The sequence below is a fragment of the Rivularia sp. PCC 7116 genome (assembly GCF_000316665.1).
Lineage (GTDB): Bacteria > Cyanobacteriota > Cyanobacteriia > Cyanobacteriales > Nostocaceae > Rivularia.
On record NC_019678.1, the window covers coordinates 6,389,979 to 6,412,968 of the forward strand.

Sequence of the window (22,990 nt, forward strand, 5' to 3'; positions counted from 1 at the left end):
GTTTACAGTTCCCAACCCTTAACTTGTTACTCGCTACTTATTACTCAATAACATTCAACTCTTAACTTCTAACTCCTAACTCCTAACTCCGCTACAGGTTCTCCATCAAGAAATGTGATTAATTCTCCCGGTTGAATTTGCGTCCAAACTTCGTTATCGGTGAGGGGAGTAGTAGCAATGACGGCTACCCTATCTTTAGGACGAGTTAATTCGTTAAAGTCCACCGTTACATCTTCATCAATTAAATGAGCAGCAGCAAAAGGCGCTTTCCGAACTATATAGCAAAGCTTAGTTGAACTATAAGCAAAAAAGTGTTCGCCATCAGTTAATAAATAATTAAATGTACCGTGTTTGGCAATTCTACTAGTAATTTTTTTCAGAACTGCTAGCAACGGCTCTAAAGGTGGTTTTACCATTGGAAATTGTTGTCTTAAACTTTCTAAAATTAAACAGAAAGCTTTTTCACTGTCGGTAGTACCTACAGGTTCGTAAAAATCCATAAAAGGCAAATCAAAATCTTTCAAATCCCCATTATGAGCAAAAACCCAATGTCTCCCCCATAATTCCCTACGAAAAGGGTGGCAATTTTCGAGAATAATTTCACCTTGAGTTGCTTTACGAATATGGGCTATTACATGAGTCGAATGAATCGGATAGCGACGCACAAAATCCGCAATTTGGGAATTAACCGAAGACTGAGCATCCATAAATATACGACAACCCTTTCCTTCAAAAAAAGCAATACCCCAACCATCTTTATGATCGTCAGTTTTACCTCCCCGAGCCGAAAAGCCTTCAAAAGAAAAGCAAATATCAGTCGGTACGTTGCAATTCATTCCCAGAAGTTGACACATTTATCCATTATTCAATTAACAACTATCAATTATCGGCGAACAATCACGAGTTATCAGTTAAAAGTTAACAGTTATTAGTTAAAAGCCATAAATCCTTTGACGAGCATTCTTCAATTTTGGGGAGACGAACTATATATAGGGGTAAGCAGTTGGGTGTTAATACAGCTTCAACCCCACCCCTTCGCCTCTCCGATGACTTGGATAGTGGTGCCCGCAGGGCGGGGTGAGGTTCCGATATGACACCAGAATGAAATTCGCTATAGCTTTTTCCTTATTTATCTCCCAATCTTTTTCCCTGCATCTGTCGTGCTGCTACCATGTAGCGGAAAATGTACTCAAGTATTTCAATATAGTTACGTGCTTCTTCCGTGGATTTGCCCCAAACGGTTACGCCGTGATTGCGAATTAATAAAGCTGATATTTTAGGAGGATTAGTTTTGAAACGTTCTGTAATTTCATCTGCTATACGATCAACTTTGAGATAATTGTGAAAAACAGGCATCAAACAACAAGGATTTTCTTCCCAAATTCCCAATCCTTTAAGCATTTCTAATGATGGTAAAGGCAATTTACCTGCTTCAGCCAAGTTAGAAACTAAATTTGCTTCAACTGAATGAACGTGATAGCAAGCTTTTGCTTGTGGGAACAAAGTATAAATACATTGATGAATTGATGTTTCTGCCGATGGTTTTACATTAGCCAAACATTCTACCCTTCCATCTGGGTAAATACGAACAAAATCAGTAAGCGTTAATTCTCCCTTAGAGCATCCACTGGCTGTAATCCAAAAGCTACCGTCGGGTAAGCGAGTTGAAAGATTTCCCGCAGTTCCCACCATCCAACCCTGTTGGTAAAAGCTAGATGCAGCATTAATTAACTTAAAACGAGAGTCAGCTAAAGTTGTACTTTGCATTTCTGGTAAAACTTACTTCCACAAATCTGCTAGGCGATCGCGTATATCGATAAAGTCATTCCAGAGAATATACGGTTTAGAATGTTCTTCTAGATACTGTGCTAAACGGTCGCGAGCAAATACCATTGGTACTTGTAACGACATATTTAAATCGGTTAACGAATCACCTATAGCAATCTTCTCATCAGCTGGATACTTTTCCATCACTTGAACTTTGGCAACTAATTCATCACCTTGTTCAAATTTGGAATCTACCCGTAAGTATTCGCCATTTCTATCCACGTCAACAGCATGATAACCATCAATTTGTTCGAGCAAATCTCCCAAAACAACTTCTATAATATTTCGCAGTCCCCCCGAAACGATAACTATAGGAACATCATGAAGTCGTAAAAAACTCAAAAATTCCACAAATCCCGGACGTATCGGCTTATCGCGAACATAATCCATCATTTCTTGATAACAAGAAGACGGAATAGATTCCAGAATCTGCTTCACTCCTTGCCGCAAGGTTATTTGTTTTGCATACATTTGAGGAATCAGCTTTTGGGAAACCTCCGGAGCAAAATGTTTCAACACCGCAACAAAAGTTTCTTCCGCAGTGATAGTTCCGTCAAAATCACAAAAGACAATTCGCTGCATGAATTAGTTATTAGTTATTAGTTGTTGGTTGTTAGTTGTTAGTTGTTAGAAATCAAAATTTTAAATAGCCCCATTCCCCATGCGCCATTACCAATTACCAATTACCTTTTCCCTTCCCGTATATTCAGGAACCCAGCCTTCCTTACCAATGAAATAACGCACTGCTTTAATCCGACGTGCAGGTGTTAAATAAAACCAATGCTCGCAACCGGCAGGAACGTTAATGTATTCTTGTGGCTGTATTGTTAGTTCTACTTGGCTGCCGTCGGGACGCACAAAACCGAAAATTCCTTCTCCATCTACGATGTAGCGTACTTCATCATCTGCATGAGTGTGTATGCTATCAAATTTTTTCAACATGTCATCTAAATTTGGTATTTCCGGATGCAAAACTATCAAGTCCCTTTCTTGATAGCCTGCTTCTTGCTTTAGCTGCTCGAAATACTTATCTAAACCTTTCAATACTTCTTCTTTTTCACTATCATCCAAACTTGCTTTTGTCAGCTTTTGATTTATCTGCCCATCTTCTCCAATCGCCCAATAATCAAGTTGAACGTTTAATGGGGCTAATTCTTGGCTAATAGATTGCAAATCTGTATAAACTGTACCATCTTCTAATTTCAGAATTGCCATAACTAAATTTTTTAATTGTTGATTATGAATAGGTTAAAAGTGTTTTGAATCACATAAATTAAGATATCACTCAACAACATTTTCCGGACGGCAATAAGCTTTATAAAATCGAATGCTTTAAATTATTAACAGTTCATATTGTCAACTGTTTAATTAAGACCTGTATACTAGCTGTATCGCTTCAAAAATAGTTGTAGCAAGGATTTAAAGCATATGGGCATCTATTGAAAAAGTAGTTTAACATGGCAAGAAAGAGCATTCATATTTCTTAACAGATAAAACCAATGCTTGATCCAGCTTTATGTCATCGCCCTGTTAGTCAATGGCTCCAAGTCAAATCAGCGTTCGCCGATTGGCTAATGACTCCGATTTTAGTAGTATTGCCACTATTATTTTTAATTTTCCTACCTTGGATTGCTCCTCGGTTTCGTTGGAAACGTTTGTGGAGTGGTTTCGGGGTTTTACTATTAGTAACTTATTTTAGCGCTCAATTTCCTTTAACAACCGCTGTTGCCAACAAGGGTTTAGTTGCATTTGTTCCCCCAGACAAAGGACAAACCGCCGATGCGATTGTAGTCTTAGGGCGTGGGGGAGCTTTTAGAGATTCGAGAGTTAAAGTTGCCGCCAATCTTTGGGAATCTCAAAGAGCACCTGTAATCTTCGCTAGCGGCTCCGGTGACGGAACCGAAATAGTTAACAAATTAAAACGTCAAGGTGTACCCTCAGAAGCTCTTAACGAAGAACACTGTTCGAGAACTACCAAAGAAAACGCTTTGTTTACAGCTTCTATGTTGATGCCTCAAGGAATCAAAAAAATTATCTTAGTTACAGATCCCCCACACATGCTGCGATCGCTCTTAACATTCCGCAATGTGGGATTTGAAGTGATTCCGCACCAAAGCCCAGTACCCCATCTCACTCAAAGCAGAAAAGCAATGATGATGATTTATGAGTATATGGGCTTAGTGAAATATGGATTGGGAGGAAGATTAGCCCCTCAAAACATGGCTCAACAAGAACAAACACAATTTGTAAGTCAAAGGTTAGAGGTTAAAGGTTAATTTTGAATTACAAGTAATAAATTTAGGACTTACGCAAACGACATATTTTTTCGTAGGGTGCTGTGACACTTGGATCAATTTTCAACGTAGTAATAAGACTTGTGGTGTCACGCACCATCCAAGCCTTATGACAGTTGCGTAAGTTCTGAAATTAATACATTTTCTTTCGGGGTGCTGTGGAACATAGCACCTTATTCTATTTCTAAAACTCCCAATGCCCAATCCCCAATGCCCCATGCCCAATCCCCAATTACCAATTCCCTATTCCCAACTTCCAAAAGATGCTATTGTAATTCATTGTCTACAGTTTAGTACAATAGAACTATTAAAGCCAGATATATGTCCGATTTAATTTTGTTTTGGCATCGTCGCGATTTACGGATTTCTGATAATACTGGAATAGCCGCAGCATTGAAAAAAACTCATAAGGTAGTGGGTGTTTTCTGTCTCGATCCCAATATTCTCAAAGGGGACGATGTTGCAGCGGTAAGGGTAACTTATATGATTGGCTGTTTGCAGAAGCTGCAAGAAAGATATGCTCAAATGGGTAGCCAATTATTAATACTTTGGGACAATCCGGTTGTAGCAATTGCGAAGTTAGCAAAAGCTTTGAATTCCAAAGCTGTATTTTGGAATTGGGATGTGGAACCATATTCTCAACAGCGAGATGCAGATGTGATTGATGCGCTGCAAGAGCAAGGTATTGAATATTTAGAAAAGAATTGGGATCAAATTCTCAAAACACCAGAAGAAATTCGTACAGGTTCCGATAAACCTTATACAGTTTATACACCTTTTTGGAAAAATTGGATTAGTAAACCTAAAGACTCTCCGGTAAAAATAGCCGATAAATTTGAAGGATTAACAGCAGAAGAAAAAGAAGCAGCAATTAAAGCCGGAACGGTTGAATTACCCACAGCGAAAGATTTAGGATTTCATTGGGATGGAGAATTAATTATTGAACCTGGGGAAGAAGCAGCAAAAGATAGGTTAGAAGAATTTTGCTATAGCAATATTAATGAATATCAAGAACAAAGAAACTTTCCTGCAATTGACGGTACATCAAGGTTAAGTGCGGCTTTGAAATTTGGTGTAATTGGTATTCGTACCGTATGGGAAGCCACCGAAGAAGCTTTAGAAAATAGTCGCAGCGATGAATTAGAAAATAATATCCGTACTTGGCAAAAAGAAATAGCTTGGAGAGAATTTTATCAACACGCAATGTATCACTTCCCAGAATTAGCATCAGGAGCTTATCGCGATGCTTTCAAGAATTTTCCTTGGGAAGATAACGATGAACATTTTCAAGCTTGGTGTGAAGGAAAAACCGGATATCCCATAGTTGATGCAGCAATGCGACAATTAAATCAAATTGGTTGGATGCACAATCGCTGTCGGATGATTGTTGCTAGTTTTCTTACAAAAGATTTGCTATTAAATCCTCAATTAGGTGAAAAATACTTTATGCAAAGACTAATTGATGGGGATTTATCTGCTAATAATGGTGGTTGGCAGTGGAGTGCTTCTAGTGGAATGGACCCCAAACCAGTAAGGATTTTTAATCCAGCATCTCAAGCACAGAAATTTGATGCAGAAGGTGAATATATTCGGCAATGGGTACCAGAATTAAGTTCAATGGATGCCGAGTATTTAGTAACAGGAAAAATTACACCTTTAGAACGTCAAGCTGTTGGTTATCCAGAGCCAATTGTAGAACACAAAAAGCAGCAAAGAGCGTTTAAGGAAATGTATAAAACTCAAAAAGATAAAATTGCAAGTTTAGGTTAATTAGAACTAAGGCATCTAGCACAATTTGCACGGATGCCAAAAATATTTATCTTTGCGTTCCTCTGCGCCCCTTGGCGTTTAATCTTCAGGTAATTGGATTATAGGAAGACCAGTTTCTTCAGAAACACGTTCTATATCAAAACCTTCAATATGACCTTCAAAGCGATTAAATATTACTCGAATTTCATCATAACCAATCGCCGCAGAATTCCCCCTTGGTGTACTGCATTTCACACGCATTAGACTATATACGCCATATAATTCTTCATGAACATAAAAACGGCGGGTACAATCATAACCAACAAAATTTTCCAAAGCTACCTGATTTAATGCAGCTACAGCCGTGCGATCGTTAATTAACGATTTAATTTCCTTAATTTCCTCCTCCTCACTCATCCGTCGCCATTGATTTATCGGAAAAGAATAGCAAAGTATTCGATTTATTTCTGAGCGTGTATTTTCACCAACGATTCCGTCAGCAGTTAATCCACGAGCCTGTTGAAATTCAATTACAGCTTGTTTTGTTATTGGTCCAAAATTACCATCTATTGCACCAGAATAATAATTAAGCCGTTGTAAGTCCTCTTGTAATCTAATTACATCTGGACCTGTTGAGCCTTGTTTTAGGATTACGAAAGTATTTGGCATCAGATTTTTCCACAGTTAATATGATGTTATTTGCTACAAATACAATCCCCCGATTCCCGATAAATTTTACCAATCCAACAAGCAATTTACTGGAACAGAGCAATACACTAGGCTGTGTACTTTGTGCTTTTTAAAGCATAAAAATCCATACAAAAACGTGTCTTAGCCTAAAGATATTGCCCTCTCCCCCAACCCCTCTCCCAAGCTTGGGAGAGGGGAGCCGAAGGCGGGGTGAGGGCTTAATATTTCGATTATTCCCGACATAAAAGTTGTATGAATCAAAAATGTCGAAATTTTATCAAAGTACACAGCCTAGCAATACACCGTTTCCTGAATGATTGTTAATCTTCAATAAATCTTACTTAAATTCTCAGCAAATTTTAAGTAATTAAATTTATAGTAATCTACATCTCGCAACGATGAATTTACTTACTTAACAAGTCGCTTATCGTTTCAGTAATTTCACCAAGATTATTTTCATGAATAAAAAAATTTTTCCCATATTTATTGCATTTAGCTTATTCGGTTTATCTGCACAAAAAGCCAATGCCGCATCTTTAATACCGACAAACTTTGATGATTTAAACTTAGGGGCTACGATAGTTGGGCCAGTAGGGCCAGAAGTAGAGACATCTTTAGTTAATGCGAATAACCAAGGCTTGGGAGATTTAACAAGCAGCGTATCTTGTCCCCCAGGTTTTAGTGAATGTTTACCACCACAGAATCCACAGGGGACAATTTATACTTACGTACATCAAGTAACTCCCGGTGTTGATTTTCCTAACGATGCTCCCTTTCCTCTACCAGAAAACACCATAGAGTTTAATGATGTCCAAGAATTCAGTTTAGGCTTTGATGCTGCTGGATTTAACGGTGTTGCAGGATATAGCTTTTCCCAAGCAGAAAACGCACTCGGTTCCGATGGCAGTTTCGATATTAAACAACTTAACGACGGTAGCTTAGCATGGACTTTATCGGGTGGAGAAAACTGGGATACCAATAGCTCAAACCCAGAAACAATAACCTTCTTTTGGCAAACCACCCAAGCACCAAGCGGCCCAGGCGGTACTTATATAGCAAGTAATAATATTACCAACGGTAGCGGAAACGGACCTCTTCCTACTCCAGTGCAGACAGTACCAGAACATAACGGAATTTTGGGTTTGCTGGCTCCTATGGCATTAGGTGGTGTTTTGACGCTGAAACGCAATAAAAATCAACGCCCATAACCTATACCTACGTAACATAACGCACCAGTAATAAATGGTGCGTTAAGGCACACTGCCAATTGATATAAAGTCCGGTTAATTATTTACTACATAACGGAACTTCTCATAATTTTTTATTACCTATTACCCATTACCTATTACCAGCCCCCACAGATATGATAAGTGTTTAACCGGACATGATATTATTCCTTTTGATTAAATTCTTTCATAGCCGTAATACACTCAAAAAAAACTCTGCGTTACTTTGTCTTGAAAAGTTGCTCATGGGGGAGATCCCCAAGACCGCACTTTATGTCCTTTGGACAAGCTTCGCTAACGCTTCGCTTACCTCCGCGCCCCTTTGCGTTCAGAAATGTCCATGATTCAACCCGCGAAGTGTCATAAACAACTCACAACAAGATATGCATCTAAGGAATGATGTAATTATTGTGTTATTAGGGTGAGTTGAATTATGTCATCTAACTTTAATCGCCCACTAAAATTTGAAGTTACGCTTCCTTCGGAACATCCGCATTTATTAGAGGGGTTAGATGAATGGTTGCGCCTGAATTTGATATCTGACAGTCAAGTTAGACAATTCTGCTGGCAATATCTGAGTTGCAAGGTAATTCTAGAGCCTCAAATCCTACCTCAAAAGCAGCCTGAGACAGTAACTCCTCAACCACGTAAACCTGCGGAAAAGCCCAAGCAGACTGCTACACCCAGCTTATTAAGTAGTATGTGGCATTCATTACGGGCAGAATTCAGCGTCCGTTGGCTGCTGTTTTTAGGAATGTTCACCGTAATAGTTTCTTCTGGTGCGCTTGCTGCAAGTCAATGGGAAAGATTTACAGCTTTTCTGCAATATGGAGTTTTATTTGCTTACACTCTGGGTTTTTGGGGGCTAAGTTTCTGGACTGGTAAACAAGCAAATCTACGGTTGACGAGTGCCGCTTTGCATATTGTCACAATGCTACTAATTCCAATCAATTTTTGGGCAATGGATGGCTTAGGTTTGTGGCGGAATCCCATAAGTTTGGTTTTAATTGGTATTGCTTCAATTCTTTTGACAGGAATAACTGCATTACTAGCAAAGCAGTCAATATTTACCGGAAGTATTCCAGTTAGTAAATTATCTTTTATAAATATTCTCGGATTAAGTTATCTACATTGGGGTTGGAAAATTTCCGGATTCCCTTTAATTGCAGTTTATTTAGCTTTTATTGGAACAACTGTAATTACCGTTTTCCAACATATTAAAGCTGATAGGAGAGAGGGGGAAGAAGGGGGAGAGAAAAGAATTATTTTTCAATCATCTTGGGGCAAAAATTTACCTGCCACCATAATTATTTACTCCTCAATAATATTATTACTACGAGCAATTATTGGTGCTGGCATCAATATTTCTCAACTAGGTTTAGCTATTGGTATTTGCGGTTGGTTAATAGCTTGGTTAGCACAGCAAGAGACAACTAGACGAAGAGAAAGTTCTACCGCCTCTACCCCCTCTCTCCCTATCTTCCCCTCACAAACCATCGGCGGCATTTTATTATTCCTCGGTTGGTTTGTTACGGTTTGGAGTAATCCTCTACAAGCAATTGCCGTTAGCGGTTTGGGGTTATGGTTTTTTCACAGTCGGCTGCATTTATATAGTTTTAGAAGGGATTTAACTGCTTTCTTTGCCGTTGGTTTGCAGTCAGTTTGCTTGGGTTGGCGATTATTACCAGATGATTTTCATTCTTCGATTATTACATTTGCGACTCAATTTACTAATTCTCAAGATAATCCTTGGGCATTGTTAAGCGTTGGGTTATTTCCCTACGTTATCTTTATGGTGGCGTTTACAGATAATTTGAGAAATACCCGAAGAATCGTAGTGGGAGCATCTAATTTCCTACCTTATCAAAGCAGAGACAAGCAAAATGTTGATAATTCTAGCGAGCAAACTAATAGTTTTAAATCTAGCGAGCAAGATGCTCGCACTACCAAAAAAATCGATTTAGCAAGTTTTGGCGAAATATTAACCTTAATTTTAGGACTTACTTTAACTGCGATCGCAATAACAAATCCCACATTACGTTCCCTCAACTTACTGTTATCTACAATTACCCTAGCAATCGTCACCCACCAACACTTTCACAAAATATTTTCTCCCCCCTCTTCCCCCTCTCCCCCCTCTTCCCCCTCTCCCCCATCTCCCCCATCTCTCACCTCCCTCCTCCCCCTCACCTACCTAACTCACACAACCGCAATACTGACTCTTTTCTCTTGGATAAATTTATTCTTCCCGAGTCTTCCGCAACAAATTTGGGCGGTTGTTTGTTTAGTTGTGATGGTTGCTGAATGGTTATTTAGCGTTGGTGATGGCATCGGTTGCCGTAGTGCATGGCATATTGGTTGGATGCTCGCTGGCTCTAGTTATTTACTACTATCAACGAATTTTCAATTGAGTAATAGTATTGATTTCAATCTAACAAACTGGGGATTAACTTGGTTAGCCACGCCTATAACGCTGAGTGTTATGGGCACCCGTAATAGAGAAAGAAATTTAAATCGGCAAAATCTGACAAATCTTAGTATTCTAACAGTCATAACTGCTCAATTTTTAACGTTACCGCTACCGCAAATTAGGTTAATCGGTTTAGCCGTAGGTATGGTGACGATGTTTGTAAATACGAGATATTTAAGGAATAAGCCATCTGCGGTAATTACAGTAGGCTTTTGTTTAAGTTTTATTTTTGCAGGCGTATGGGAATTTGCTCGGCTATCCCTTGCAGGTTGGTTTATATTTACTGCCGTTATCACTCTTTTCTTGTGGTTGATTCACAAATCATTGAAGCGGGAAAATGAGTTAGCAACTATATATGCAGTAGCTACAGATTTTTGGGCTAGTGCGCTTTGCGGTTGCGAATTGCTGCTATTGAGCATACATGCAATCTCGATTTACTTGTTTGTTGAATCTAATGTTTTACTGTATGCAGCTGCCACAGCTATTATTTTACTAGCTTTATCGTTCCGTCATTTCCACAAATTCGCCAATTGGACATTTTACGGTATTGGCTGGGGTGTGGAATTATTGGAATTGTATCTGATTGAAATATTAGAATTTGGGATTTACGAGGTTACTAACCAACAAGCACCCCAACTTATTTATGTTGCAATTGCAAATATCGTTTTAGGTTTAATTACACAGCTTATAGGTGAGTGGTTGCAAAATAAACACTATGGTGGAGAACTTCCCAACCGCTGGCATATTCTACCTTTACTATATGCTGGTTTCGGGGTATTGCTGCGCTATAACACTTTTGATAGCTGGACTGGTTTATCAACGCTGGCTGTTGCCTGGATTGTAATTAGTATCGGAAGACGCAATAAAAAACTAAAACCACTACTATACTTAGGACTTGTCGGAGTATCAATAGCTGCATACGAACTTTTATTCTATCAGCTAAAGCAAGCCGCTTCTGGTGGTGCTGTTGGTGATGGTTGGATTATCTTGGCTACACTAGCTACGATTATTGCCTATAGCTATCGGCTATTATCGCGTTGGTTAAAAAGTTATCTCAAGCTCAAATCCCAAGAATTGAAAATATTTGCTCATTCTCATTGGGCTTTGGGTACCGTGTTATTAGCAGCGACAATAGGTAATCCTGTAGAAGCATATAAATTGGCATTAGCAACGGGTTTATTTCTGAGTTGCTATGCAATATTTCAAGGAAGAAATAGCAATACACTAAGCTCGCAATCAAATTCGGGAAATATTACAGAAGCAGACATTTGGGTTTATATTGGTTTAATACAAATTGCTTGTTTCAGATATTTTATACCGCCAGCTTCCGTAGTAAGCGTTTTTCTACAGCAAATACGTCCTTGGATAGCAGGAGTTTCCTGCATAGTTGGTTATGTACTCTACATTTTACCGTGGGAACGTTGGGGATGGTCTAAAAAACCTTGGCGGATAACTGCATATATACTGCCGTTATTTTATCTGTGGGAAACCAGAATACAAATTTATTCTATTTCTTTATTACTTATAGCCGCTTATTATATTTTCATTGCTAAAATTGTTCGGCAAATTCGCTTTACTTATATCAGTTTAGCCTTGGTTAATTGGGTATTGTGGCGCTGGTTTATCGATTCAAATTTCACCAGTGCTTTATGGTATATTTCCTCAATTGGCTTATCGTTACTATATATTGCTCAATTTGATTTACAACTTAAACTACCGCAAAATAAAGCATATCGTCACGGGTTAAGAATATTAGGCAGCGGAATTATTTGTGGATATGCAACTCTATTCTATCAAAATGCAGTTTTAATACCGGGAATTCTTAGTCTGATAGGAATATTTGCGGGATTAGGATTAAGAATACGCGCCTTTTTGTATATTGGCACCGCATCTTTTTTGGCAACAGCTTTTTATCATTTAGTAATATTTACCTTGGACTATCCTTTTCTGAAATGGGTGGTAGGTTTGCTGGTTGGAATTACTTTAATTTTTATTGCAGCTAATTTTGAAAGTCGTCGTCAACAGCTAAGTTCTCTACTTCGCAATATCAATAGCGAATTTAAAGAGTGGGAATAAAATTTATCCGGAAGTTAGGTATAATTTACTGTAATAGTCTTTTGGTGATGATTATAAATCGTTTGATTTTCGCCAGTATTTTTTTGATGTTCCTTTGTAATTTTCCCAGAATTACTTAGTTTTAAATAGAGAAAATTAAGTAATTAGATATATATTTAATTAGTTAAAAATAATAATTCAGAGAGTATTTATAGTTGAATGATATGATTTTATTTTTCTTTTTATTATAACTATAATGTAATAATGCTTAAGTTATTTAAAAGTATTATTGTAATAAGAGCTTTTACTTAAAAATCTTACATATGTACTATTATTTAATACGATTAATGATACAAACCCGAATAGTTTTAGTATAATTATTTTTTTGTATATCTTAAGCGTCATCAAGTTAACACTAAAATAAATCTTTTTATTTTAAACTAGTTAGTAACACTTTCGCTGATTCATGGAACTGAATTAAGGTTCGCCATAACACCTTTTTACTTAAGAGTAAAACCTAAAAATGCAAATTGAAAATGATAGATACCCAAATCCTCAAAAACAAGGAAACTTTGGTGGATGTTTGCTTACAATTATAATATTGTTTTTATTTTTAGGTTTTTTCCCTTTATTTAATTATCCGAGTAAAACAGAGGTGCCTTACAGTCAATTTCGCAATCAAGTAAGGGAAGGAAAAGTCGGTAAAGTTATAGTCAAAGAAAATAAAGTAGAATACTTTCTTAAAACTGATTTAAATAAAGCTAAAAAATCTAAGTCCGGTAGATTAATTCCTCCGGAAAAATCTTATGTAACCGTTCCTTTGCCAAAAGACCAAACTTTACCTCAATTGCTCGAAGATAACAAGGTAGAATTTGGAGTCCGCCCAGATAGTGGTGGAAACTGGATATTTACAGCTTTAGGTTGGTTTATTCCACCATTTTTAATCTTTTTGATAGTCATTTGGTTTGCTAATCGCGTTCAAAGTGGAGGGGATGCTTCCAATCCTTTGAATGCTGGTAAAAGTAAAGCTAGAGTTTACCTTGGAGATGCAAACGGAGTAAAAGTTACCTTTGCTGATGTTGCCGGGATTGATGAAGCTAAAGCAGAATTAGAGGAAATAATAGACTTTCTCAAAAATCCCGATAGATACACTCAACTAGGAGCAAAAATTCCTAAAGGAGTTTTATTAATTGGACCGCCAGGAACTGGTAAAACTCTTCTCGCTAAAGCTGTCGCAGGGGAAGCTGGAGTTCCATTTATTAACGTTTCCGGTTCTGAATTCATGGAGATGTTCGTCGGGGTAGGTGCTGCCAGAGTTCGAGATTTGTTTAACCAAGCAAAACAGTTGTCTCCCTGTATTGTATTCATCGATGAATTAGATGCTTTGGGTAAGTCCAGAGGTGGTTCTGGAGTGTTTGCTTCTAGTAATGAAGAACGCGAACAAACTCTAGATCAGATGTTAACCCAGATGGATGGTTTTGAAGCGAATACGGGAATAATTATCATCGCTGCAACCAACCGACCGGAAATATTAGATAAAGCTTTGCTGCGTCCGGGACGTTTCGACAGACAAGTAGTAGTAGATCGTCCAGATAAGCTGGGACGTTTGGCTATTTTAAAGGTGCATACGCAAAACATTAAGTTACAAGCAGATATTGACTTAAGTATAATTGCTGGACGTACACCTGGTTTTGCAGGTGCAGACCTAGCCAACTTAGTAAACGAAGCAGCATTATTAGCTGCCAGGAATCACCGAGAAGCAGTAACGATAGCAGACTTCAACGAAGCCTTAGAAAGGGTCATAGCTGGCTTAGAGAAAAAATCTCGGGTACTCAATGCAGTCGAAAAGAAAATCGTTGCTTATCATGAATGCGGTCATGCAATAGTCGGTGCATTAGTATCCGGTCAAGTGGAAAAAATATCTATTGTGCCTAGAGGAGTAGGTGCTTTGGGTTACACATTGCAACTACCGGAAGAAGACCGTTTCTTAATGTTAGAAAGTGAAGTTCGCGGCAGAATTACTACATTATTAGGCGGGCGTAGTGCTGAAGAAGTCGTTTTTGGCGAAGTTTCTACGGGCGCAAGCGACGATATTCAAAAAGCAACTGATTTAGCCGAACAAGCGGTTACAATGTACGGAATGAGCCAGAACCTAGGTCCAATTGCATTAGAAAAAGCCCAGTCTTCCTTTTTAGATGGTTCGCCAAATTCTCGTCGCTCTGTAAGCTCGGTAGTAGCAGCAGCCATCGATAGAGAAGTTCGAGAAATGATTGAAAATGCCCATCATCAAGCAATATTAATTCTCAAAACTAACCGCGACTTACTCGAAGAAATGGCTCAATATCTTTTAGAACATGAAGTACTCGAAGGAGATGTTTTATATTCGTTCTTGAACAGAGTACAAGCATCCTAAAGAAGAGAGAGGGTAGAAGGGGAGGAGGGGGTAGAAAGAGTGAGGGAGTGAGGGAGTGAGGGAGTAAGAGAGGAAGAAAATAAAAAATCATCACCCCATCACTTCGTAAGCTATTTCCAATGTCCCATGCCCTATTTCTAGCTCCTTCTGAAAACTGTTAACTGGTAACTTATTTTATGATGCAATGGCAACAACTTTTAACAAGACAAAGATTGGGTAAAACTAGTCCGATTGATTCTGAATCTGCACGCACTTGTTTTCAAAGAGATTATGACCGTTTAGTTTTTTCATCTCCTTTTCGTCGTTTAAAAGATAAAACCCAAGTTTATTCCCTATCAGAAAATGATTATTTACGTACAAGGTTAATTCATAGCATTGAAGTGTCCTGCGTCGGTCGCTCTTTAGGTACAATTGTTGGCAATGAAATTATTAAAAGACATAATCTAAAAGATTATACTCCTTCAGATTTCGGAGATATTGTTTCTGCTGCAAGTCTCGCTCATGACATCGGTAATCCTCCTTTTGGACATGCTGGGGAAGATGCGATTCAAGGCGGTTTTAAAAACTGGTATGCAGCCACACAAATTACTCTCAATAAAATTGAAGAAACTGACTTTAATTTATTTGAAGGTAATGCTCAAGGCTTCCGAATTATCAGCAATCTGGAAATGCAGCCCAGAATTGGGGGAATGCAGCTTACTTGCCCGACTTTAGCAGCTTTTGCAAAATATCCTAGAGAATCTTATATTCCCGAAAATATACTTAATAGCTATCAAGGTAAAAGTATAGCTAAATATAATTTTTTTCAAGCAGAAAAAGAGCTATTTGCTGAAGTTGCACAAACTGTAGGATTAATTCGTCGTAGCAACAAAGCTGCATGGTGGGCAAGACATCCTCTAGCTTTTTTAATGGAAGCTGCGGATGATATTTGCTATTTAATTGTAGATGTAGAAGATGGCTTCCGCATGAGATATATTTCTTTTGCGAGTGCCAAACAATTACTCAATGCTATTGCTCAACGTTCCGAATCTGATATTAAAGAACAAGCTAATACAGAGGAAGAAGAAATCAAATATTTACGCGCTCGCGCTATTAGCAAACTTGTAAAAGAGGTTGCCGATATTTTCTTATTAAAAGAGTCAGAAATGCTGACTGGTGAATTTGATATAGAATTGTTAGCTTTGAGTAAATATGCTTCCGTACTTGATGATACACGTGCGGAAACTCAAAATAGAGTGATCAAACATCCAGATATTGTTAGTACCCGTATTGCTGGACATCAAATTTTAGATTATTTGTTCAATGAATTTGCAAATGCCGTACTATCAAAAGGTGATAAAGCCGAATTCCTTCAGCAAATAATTCCCCAGCAGTATCTTTTTAGCGATCGCCAAGATTCGTATTATAAAATTCTGCAAGTCACGGATTTTATTTCCGGTATGACTGATTCCTACGCTACAAACTTGTTTAAGAAGCTGAAGGGAATTTCTTTGTAAGTAGAATTTAGATTTGAAGATAAACAAAAACCCGGTTTTTCCAAAAAACCGGGTTTCTTTTAATTGCGAGTCGAATACATTTAAAACCTCACCCTCGTTCCCTCTCCTTATTAAGGAGGGATGTACGTAAATGCTACGGAAAAAATGCGTGAAAGTTTAAACAGAAGTAAAATCGCTTTCGTCAATCAAGCTGCTATCAATACCAATCAAAGTAGCTAAAGTTTGATTACCTTGAATAATATTGGTATGGTTTCCACTTGCTTTGATATTCAAATCGCTGAAATTCAAACCGGCAGATAAACCTAAAGTATCAACACCATCTTCAAAATCATAGATAGTATCCTTACCTGTAACAGAGCTTAGAACAAAAGTATCTTTACCCCCTTCACCATAAAGGCGATCGCTACCTATACCACCGTCGATAAAATCATCACCCGAGCCAGCTTTGATATAATCATTTCCGCTACCACCAAGTAAGGTATCATTACCAGCTTTTCCATAAAGGAAAGTAGCTCCGGTATAAGCAGAAGCATTGATTGTATTATTATTATCTCCTCCAGTTAAAGCAGCACGTTCAATATTGTAAAGTCTATCTCTACCTAGATTTCTGCCAGTATTAGCTTCATTGCTATCGAGGTAATCGTCTGTAAGCCTAAAGTTAGCATCGGCGGTTTCTCGAATGGTATCAATACCTTCTCCACCATCAATAGTATCGTCACCTTGCCCACCGTCAAGGTTATCGTTAGCTTTACCCCCGATTAAGCTATCGTTACCGTCACGCCCGTAAAGATTAACACTTCCATCAAAATATCTTGCGTCAATAACATTGTTACTTCTACCACCACTTAAAACGGCTCTTTCAATATTTCTGAGCGTATCTCTACCTATATATTTGTTGGTATTAGCTTGTTTAATTTCAAGTAGAGTATCTTTTAATCTAAAGTTAGCATCTACAGTTTCCCGAATGTAGTCAATCCCGTCTCCACCGTCAAGAGTGTCATCTCCCTCACCACCGTTAAGATGATCTGTTCCGCTACCACCAATTAAGCTATCGTCACCTTCACGTCCGTAAAGATAAGTAGTACCAGTAAATCCGGAAGCACTAATTATATTACTGTAATTACCGCCGGTTAAAATAGCACGTTCGATATTTCTAATTTCATCCTTACCCAATTCTCTTTGAGTTTCAGGGTTGAAAATGCTGAGATTACTATCTGTGAGTAAGAAATTGGCATTTACAGTTTCTCGTAAAGAATCAATTCCGCTTCCACCATCAAGGGTATCATAACCTTCACCACCGCTTAAGGTATCGTTAGCGAAACCACCGATTAAGCTATCGTTACCGTTTTTTCCTGCGAGACTCACGCTAATTTTTGATTGAGAAGCGTCAATTTTATTGTTGCTTTCTCCGCCAGTTAAAGATATACGTTCAATATTTCTGAGCGAATCTCTATCTAAAATTGTGGTGGTATTTACTTTGTAGCTGTAAAGATAACTAGTACCACTAAGCTTGAAATCAACATCTGCCGTTTCTCGTAAAGTATCGATACCGTCTCCACCGTCAAGGGTATCGTCACCTTCTCCACCACTGAGAATATCATTTCCGCTACCACCGATTAGGGTATCTCTTCCGCCTTTCCCGGAAAGATTAACATTACCGTCAAAATATTTTGCGTCTAGTTCATTATTGCTTTCACCACCTGTTAAAGATGCTCGCTCAATATTTCTAAGTCCATTTCTATCTAACGTTGAACCAGATTCTACATCATAAGTGTAAAGATTGTTATTTCTAAGGCTAAAGTCAACATCCGCAGTTTCTCGTAAAGTGTCGATACCTTCTCCACCGTCAAGGGTATCATCACCATCTCCACCACTGAGCATATCATTACCGCTACCGCTAATTAATCTATCATCTCCACCTTTTCCGGAAAGAGTTATATTACCTTCAAAATCTCTTGCTTCAAGATTGTTGTCGCTTTCCCCACCAGTTAAAAATATTCGCTCAATATTTCTAAATTCATCGCTATCTAAATTTCTTCTAGTATTTGAATCGTAACTTTCAATTCGATTACCTATTATTCTAAAGTCGGTATCTGCTGTTTCTCGTAAAGTATCAATACCTTCTCCACCGTCAATAGTGTCGTTACCTTCTCCACCACTTAAGGTATCGTTAAAGTAACCACCAATTACAGTATCGCTTCCACCTTTTCCTGCAAAATTAACGCTGATATAGGCTTGAGATGCATCAATTCTATTATCACTTTCACCACCACTTAAAGATGCTAATTTGATATTTCTGATTCCATCGGTGCTTAACTGTTGAAGTGTTTGTGAATCATAACTCGTCAGTTGATAATTGTTAAAAGGATTACCTTCTAATCGAAAATCAACATCCGCAGTTTCTCGTAGAGTATTGGTTCCTTTTCCACCGTCAATAGTATCGTTACCTTCACCACCGCTTAAAGTATCATCTCCAGCACTGCCAATTAAACTGTCATTACCGCCTTTTCCTGAAAGATTAACGCTCCCTTTGAAATATTGAGCATCAATTCTATTATCACTTTCACCACCAGTCAAAGATAATCTTTCAATATCATCTAATTTATCTCTATCCCTTTCTCTTGTTTTTTCTTCAATAATTTCAAGATATCCACTGTATTCTCCCCTACTTGAAGATAAAAATCTAAAGTCAGCATCAGCTGTTTCTCGTAAAGTATCGATACCGTCTCCACCGTCAAGGGTATCGCTTCCGGTGCCGCCGCTTAAGGTGTCTTTACCACTTCCACCACCAAGGATATCGCTTTCGGTGCCGCCATTTAAGTTATCGTTGCCACTTCCACCAGCTAGCGTATCTTTTCCACCTTTTCCTGAAAGATTGAGATTTCCACTAAACTCAGAAGCATCAATATAATTGTTGGTTTCGCCACCAGTTAAAGATGCTCGTTCAATGCTGTTAAGTCTGTCACGACCTAAATTTTGACGAGAATTAACATCGTAACTATCAAGTTGCCCGTCTGTAAGTCTAAAATTAGCATCAGCAGTTTCTCGTAAAGTATCAATTCCTTCCCCACCGTCAAGGGTGTCGTAATCTTCACCCCCACTTAATATGTCATTACCACTTCCACCAATTAATGTATCTCTTCCACCTTTTCCTGAAATATTGACATTCCCATTAAAGTTTGCAACATCAATTTTGTTACGGTTTTCGCCACCAGTTAAAGCTAATCTTTCAATATTATCTAATCTATCACGACCTAATGTTTTCCTTGTATTAGCTTCATAACTATCAAGCTGTCCGCTGTATTCTCCTCTAGTAGAAGATAAAAATCTAAAGTCAGCATCAGCCGTTTCTCGTAAATTATCAATACCTTCTCCACCGTCAAGGGTATCGTCACCTTCACCGCCACTTAAAGTGTCGTTACCACTTCCACCGTAAAGCGTATCATTTCCGCCTTTTCCTGAAAGATTTACATTTCCACTAAACTTTCTAAGATCGAGTATATTGTTACTTTCGCCACTAGTGAAAGATAATCTTTCAATGTTATCTAATCTATCACGACCTAATGTTTTCCTTGTATTAGCTTCATAACTATCAAGCTGTCCGCTGTATTCTCCTCTAGTAGAAGATAAAAATCTAAAGTCAGCATCAGCCGTTTCTCGTAAATTATCAATACCTTCTCCACCGTCAAGGGTATCGTCACCTTCACCGCCACTTAAAGTGTCGTTACCACTTCCACCAATTAAGGTATCTCTTCCGCCTTTTCCTGAAAGATTAACGTTACCGCTGAATTCGGAAGCATCTATTTTGTTATTACTTTCACCTGCGGTTAAAACGACTCTTTCAATATTTCTTAATTCATCATTAGCTACAAGGTTTCGGGTTTTAACTTCAGTGCTGGCAAGTTGATTATCTGTAAGTTTAAAATCAACATCTGCGGCTTCTCGTAAGGTATCAATACCTGCTCCACCGTCAATAGTATCGCTACCTTCGCCACCGCTTAAAGTATCATTTGCACTTCCACCAACTAAGCTATCATTTCCGCCTTTTCCGGAAAGATGTACGTTACCACTAAAACGAGAAGCATCAAGTTTATTTTTGCTTTCTCCACCAGTTAATTGAACTCGTTCGATATCTTTGAGTTGATCGATGCTTAACTGACTACCAGTTTTAGAATCAGTAGTTTTTAGTTGAGAATCATCCAGTCGAACATTTTCCAGTTGAAAATCAACATCGGCGGTTTCTCTTACCGTATCAATACCTTCTCCACCGTCAATAGAATCATTTCCTTCACCACCGCTGAGTATATCGTTACTATAACCACCAATTAAAGTATCATCTCCGCCTTTTCCAGAAAGATTGACATTTCCAGTAAATTTTTCAGCGTTAATGAAATTATCATTTTGACCACCTGTTAAAGATGCTTTTTCTATATTTTTAAGGGTATTGCGACCTAAAGTCTGCTTAGTTTCAGTATCAGAACTATTAAGTAGGTTATCTTGAAGCCAAAAATCAGTATCTGCTGTTTCTCGAACCGTATCAATACCTTCTCCACCGTCAAGAGTATCATTCCCAGTACCACCACTGAGCGTATCATTTCCGCGTCCGCCAGTTAATGAATCATTACCACCTTTTCCCGAAAGATTTGCGTTTCCATTAAAGTATTGAACATCAAGCTTATTATTGCTTTCGCCACCAGTTAAAGCTAATCTTTCAATATTTTCTAATCTGTCAGTACCTAAATTTTTCCTTGTATTAGCTTCGTAACTATAAAGCTGTCCGTTATATTCTCCCCCAGATGACGAAAACCTAAAGTCAGCATCTGCGGATTCTCGAACCGTATCAATACCTTCCCCACCATCAAGGGTATCGCTACCACCCATTCCGTAGATATGGTCATTTCCTTCTTTACCCAAGATTATTTCAGCTTCTGGGGTTCCGTATAATTTGTCGTTTTCGGAAGTACCATTCACATTAGTACCTTTGACATCATTGAGTGTAATTCTGATAGATGAGAATTTACTTACATCTTGCCCATCGCTTACACTTACATCTACATATGAATAAGTTCTATTTTCATAATTAAGGTCGTCGCTGTCATTAACCGTAATTTCTCCAGTATTAGCATTAATCGCAAAAGCACCCTCACCGTCATCGTCTAAATCAAACTTTGAATTGTTTCTAATTTGCCAATCGGAGAAATCAGTAGTTCCTTCTGGATCGGTGGCTGTTAAGGTACCTACAACAGTTCCTTTCTCGGCATTTTCATCAACACGTAATAATGTTTTATCAATTATAGGAGCGTCGTTTACGGGAGTGATGATGATAGTTTTACTTATTGCTTCGCTAATACCACCTTGTCCGTCAGTTACGATAAATTCAAGATTGCGTTCGGTAGTATCGGGATTATCTGAAACGTTTTGATAAGCAATCGCACGTAATAATGCTTGAACTGCGGTAGGAGTTGCGTTTTCATTTAAATTAACAACTAACTCTCCAGTAATAACACCACCGCTAAAGGTTCCGATTTCAACATCACTATATTTAACTATTGTGTTATCAACGTTGATTTGGGTGGCTTCAGTACCTTGATTGCGGATTGATAAACGGTCATTTTCGGTATTACCGGATGTGAAGCGAACCGTTAAAGTACCGTCGTTAAAATTGGGTGAGTCGATATCGGTGATTGTTGCTTCTGCATCGATGATTTGGAGAGCGTTTTCGGTGTAGTTGAGGGTGTTGTTTGTTGTGGTAATTACAGGATTTTGATTCGGATCGAACACTCCACTATATTCGGCAAGGGTATGTTGCTCAAATATCAAACTAATATCTTTCTCTACCGCAAAATCCTTTCCAACTCTAACCTCTAACTCCCAATTCCCCCCAAGCTCTGCATTTCCCGTCTTAGTCTTAGAAGCAGCAATATTAGCACTAGTCAAACAATGCAATTTCTCTACAAACTCTTCACCAGCATCCCCAGCAGCAACATTACAACCGTAAATAAGTAAATTTTGACAACACCAATTATCTAATTGAGGCTTGTAATACTCAAGATTACTGAGATTTAACTCGCTATTACCCAAATAAAGACTACCGGGTGAACCATGAGAAACGATGTGAACGGTTTCAACCCCACTTGTTTTTGCAAATACTTCAGTAATTTGTTCTATTCCATCACGTTTAGAATCAAGAACAATTGTTTCAACTTCTCCTACAATCCCTTCAAGTAGAAATTCGTAGCTGTCAACTGATGAGTCAATAAGAAGAATGTTTGTAATGCGGTTATTCATGTTTTCTTTATTTAAGATTTTTTTCAAAATTGTTTGATTGCTGTAATTGAGTAAAAATATGCACAGCAATTCAATCGCCGTTTTTCGTAAGTATCTTTGCGCTTCAGCGCTGACTACAAACATTTTGGAACAGCAATTTTTAAATAGCTATTTAAAACAGTGGTATTTATTATCTAGTAACTATTATCCGGATACTTGGTATAAAAATCAACGATATAATTTCTGAAAAAATATCAAAAAAAGATTGAAGAGAAAGCTATTAATTATAAGTTTTTCGGTTTTTACGGAAGGGTTTACTATTTAAATATCTTTAGATAATATTACACAAATTACAGTTTATTTAAGTATTGTCATGCATAAAAAAAAGACGCTGCATTGCAACATATTTATACTAAGGGGTATATTCAGATATTATCCAGGACTTACGCAACCGGCACATTATCTCGTAGGGTGCTGTGACACTATGGTTGATTTTTAACCCA

The 22,990-nt window shown here is 38.1% G+C and carries 12 protein-coding genes; 6 read left to right on the forward strand and 6 right to left on the reverse strand.

Features of this window, described 5'->3' with window-relative positions:
* Nucleotides 1–68: 68 nt before the first annotated feature.
* From RIV7116_RS24725 to RIV7116_RS24740, 4 genes are all read right to left on the reverse strand, one after another.
* Entirely contained in the window at nucleotides 69–854 is a 786-nt protein-coding gene (locus RIV7116_RS24725; RefSeq protein WP_015121061.1) for a class II glutamine amidotransferase, read from the reverse strand.
* 271 nt (nucleotides 855–1,125) lie between these two features.
* Nucleotides 1,126–1,767 carry a methylthioribulose 1-phosphate dehydratase gene (gene mtnB, locus RIV7116_RS24730; protein WP_015121062.1) on the reverse strand — a complete coding sequence of 214 codons (642 nt, stop codon included), beginning with the start codon at nucleotides 1,765–1,767 and terminating at the stop codon, nucleotides 1,126–1,128.
* A 12-nt stretch (nucleotides 1,768–1,779) separates the two neighbouring features.
* Nucleotides 1,780–2,409 (reverse strand): HAD-IB family phosphatase, encoded by a 630-nt coding sequence (locus tag RIV7116_RS24735; protein WP_015121063.1) that lies wholly within the window; start codon nucleotides 2,407–2,409, stop codon nucleotides 1,780–1,782.
* 87 nt (nucleotides 2,410–2,496) lie between these two features.
* Entirely contained in the window at nucleotides 2,497–3,042 is a 546-nt protein-coding gene (locus RIV7116_RS24740) for an acireductone dioxygenase (protein ID WP_015121064.1), read from the reverse strand.
* Nucleotides 3,043–3,326: 284 nt separating this feature from the next.
* Between RIV7116_RS24740 and RIV7116_RS24745 the strand changes: the two genes are divergently transcribed.
* Nucleotides 3,327–4,103 carry a YdcF family protein gene (locus tag RIV7116_RS24745; protein WP_015121065.1) on the forward strand — a complete coding sequence of 259 codons (777 nt, stop codon included), beginning with the start codon at nucleotides 3,327–3,329 and terminating at the stop codon, nucleotides 4,101–4,103.
* Nucleotides 4,104–4,442: 339 nt separating this feature from the next.
* Nucleotides 4,443–5,891, forward strand: a complete 1,449-nt coding sequence (locus RIV7116_RS24750) for an FAD-binding domain-containing protein (RefSeq protein WP_015121066.1) — start codon at nucleotides 4,443–4,445, stop codon at nucleotides 5,889–5,891.
* 78 nt (nucleotides 5,892–5,969) lie between these two features.
* Here the strand turns inward: RIV7116_RS24750 and RIV7116_RS24755 are convergent, their stop codons facing one another.
* Nucleotides 5,970–6,539: a peptidoglycan-binding protein gene (locus tag RIV7116_RS24755; RefSeq protein WP_015121067.1), complete on the reverse strand. Its 570-nt coding sequence runs from the start codon at nucleotides 6,537–6,539 to the stop codon at nucleotides 5,970–5,972.
* A 479-nt stretch (nucleotides 6,540–7,018) separates the two neighbouring features.
* Between RIV7116_RS24755 and RIV7116_RS24760 the strand changes: the two genes are divergently transcribed.
* From RIV7116_RS24760 to dgt, 4 genes are all read left to right on the forward strand, one after another.
* Nucleotides 7,019–7,768: a hypothetical protein gene (locus RIV7116_RS24760; protein ID WP_015121068.1), complete on the forward strand. Its 750-nt coding sequence runs from the start codon at nucleotides 7,019–7,021 to the stop codon at nucleotides 7,766–7,768.
* Between the two features lie 451 nt (nucleotides 7,769–8,219).
* Nucleotides 8,220–12,332, forward strand: a complete 4,113-nt coding sequence (locus tag RIV7116_RS34170; protein ID WP_015121069.1) for a hypothetical protein — start codon at nucleotides 8,220–8,222, stop codon at nucleotides 12,330–12,332.
* A gap of 502 nt (nucleotides 12,333–12,834) precedes the next feature.
* Nucleotides 12,835–14,724: an ATP-dependent zinc metalloprotease FtsH gene (ftsH, locus tag RIV7116_RS24770; RefSeq protein WP_015121070.1), complete on the forward strand. Its 1,890-nt coding sequence runs from the start codon at nucleotides 12,835–12,837 to the stop codon at nucleotides 14,722–14,724.
* 176 nt (nucleotides 14,725–14,900) lie between these two features.
* Complete coding sequence (gene dgt / locus RIV7116_RS24775) at nucleotides 14,901–16,220, forward strand: dGTP triphosphohydrolase (protein WP_015121071.1); 1,320 nt, start codon at nucleotides 14,901–14,903, stop codon at nucleotides 16,218–16,220.
* A 156-nt stretch (nucleotides 16,221–16,376) separates the two neighbouring features.
* Here the strand turns inward: dgt and RIV7116_RS36035 are convergent, their stop codons facing one another.
* Nucleotides 16,377–22,631 carry a DUF4347 domain-containing protein gene (locus tag RIV7116_RS36035; RefSeq protein WP_015121072.1) on the reverse strand — a complete coding sequence of 2,085 codons (6,255 nt, stop codon included), beginning with the start codon at nucleotides 22,629–22,631 and terminating at the stop codon, nucleotides 16,377–16,379.
* Nucleotides 22,632–22,990 lie beyond the last annotated feature (359 nt).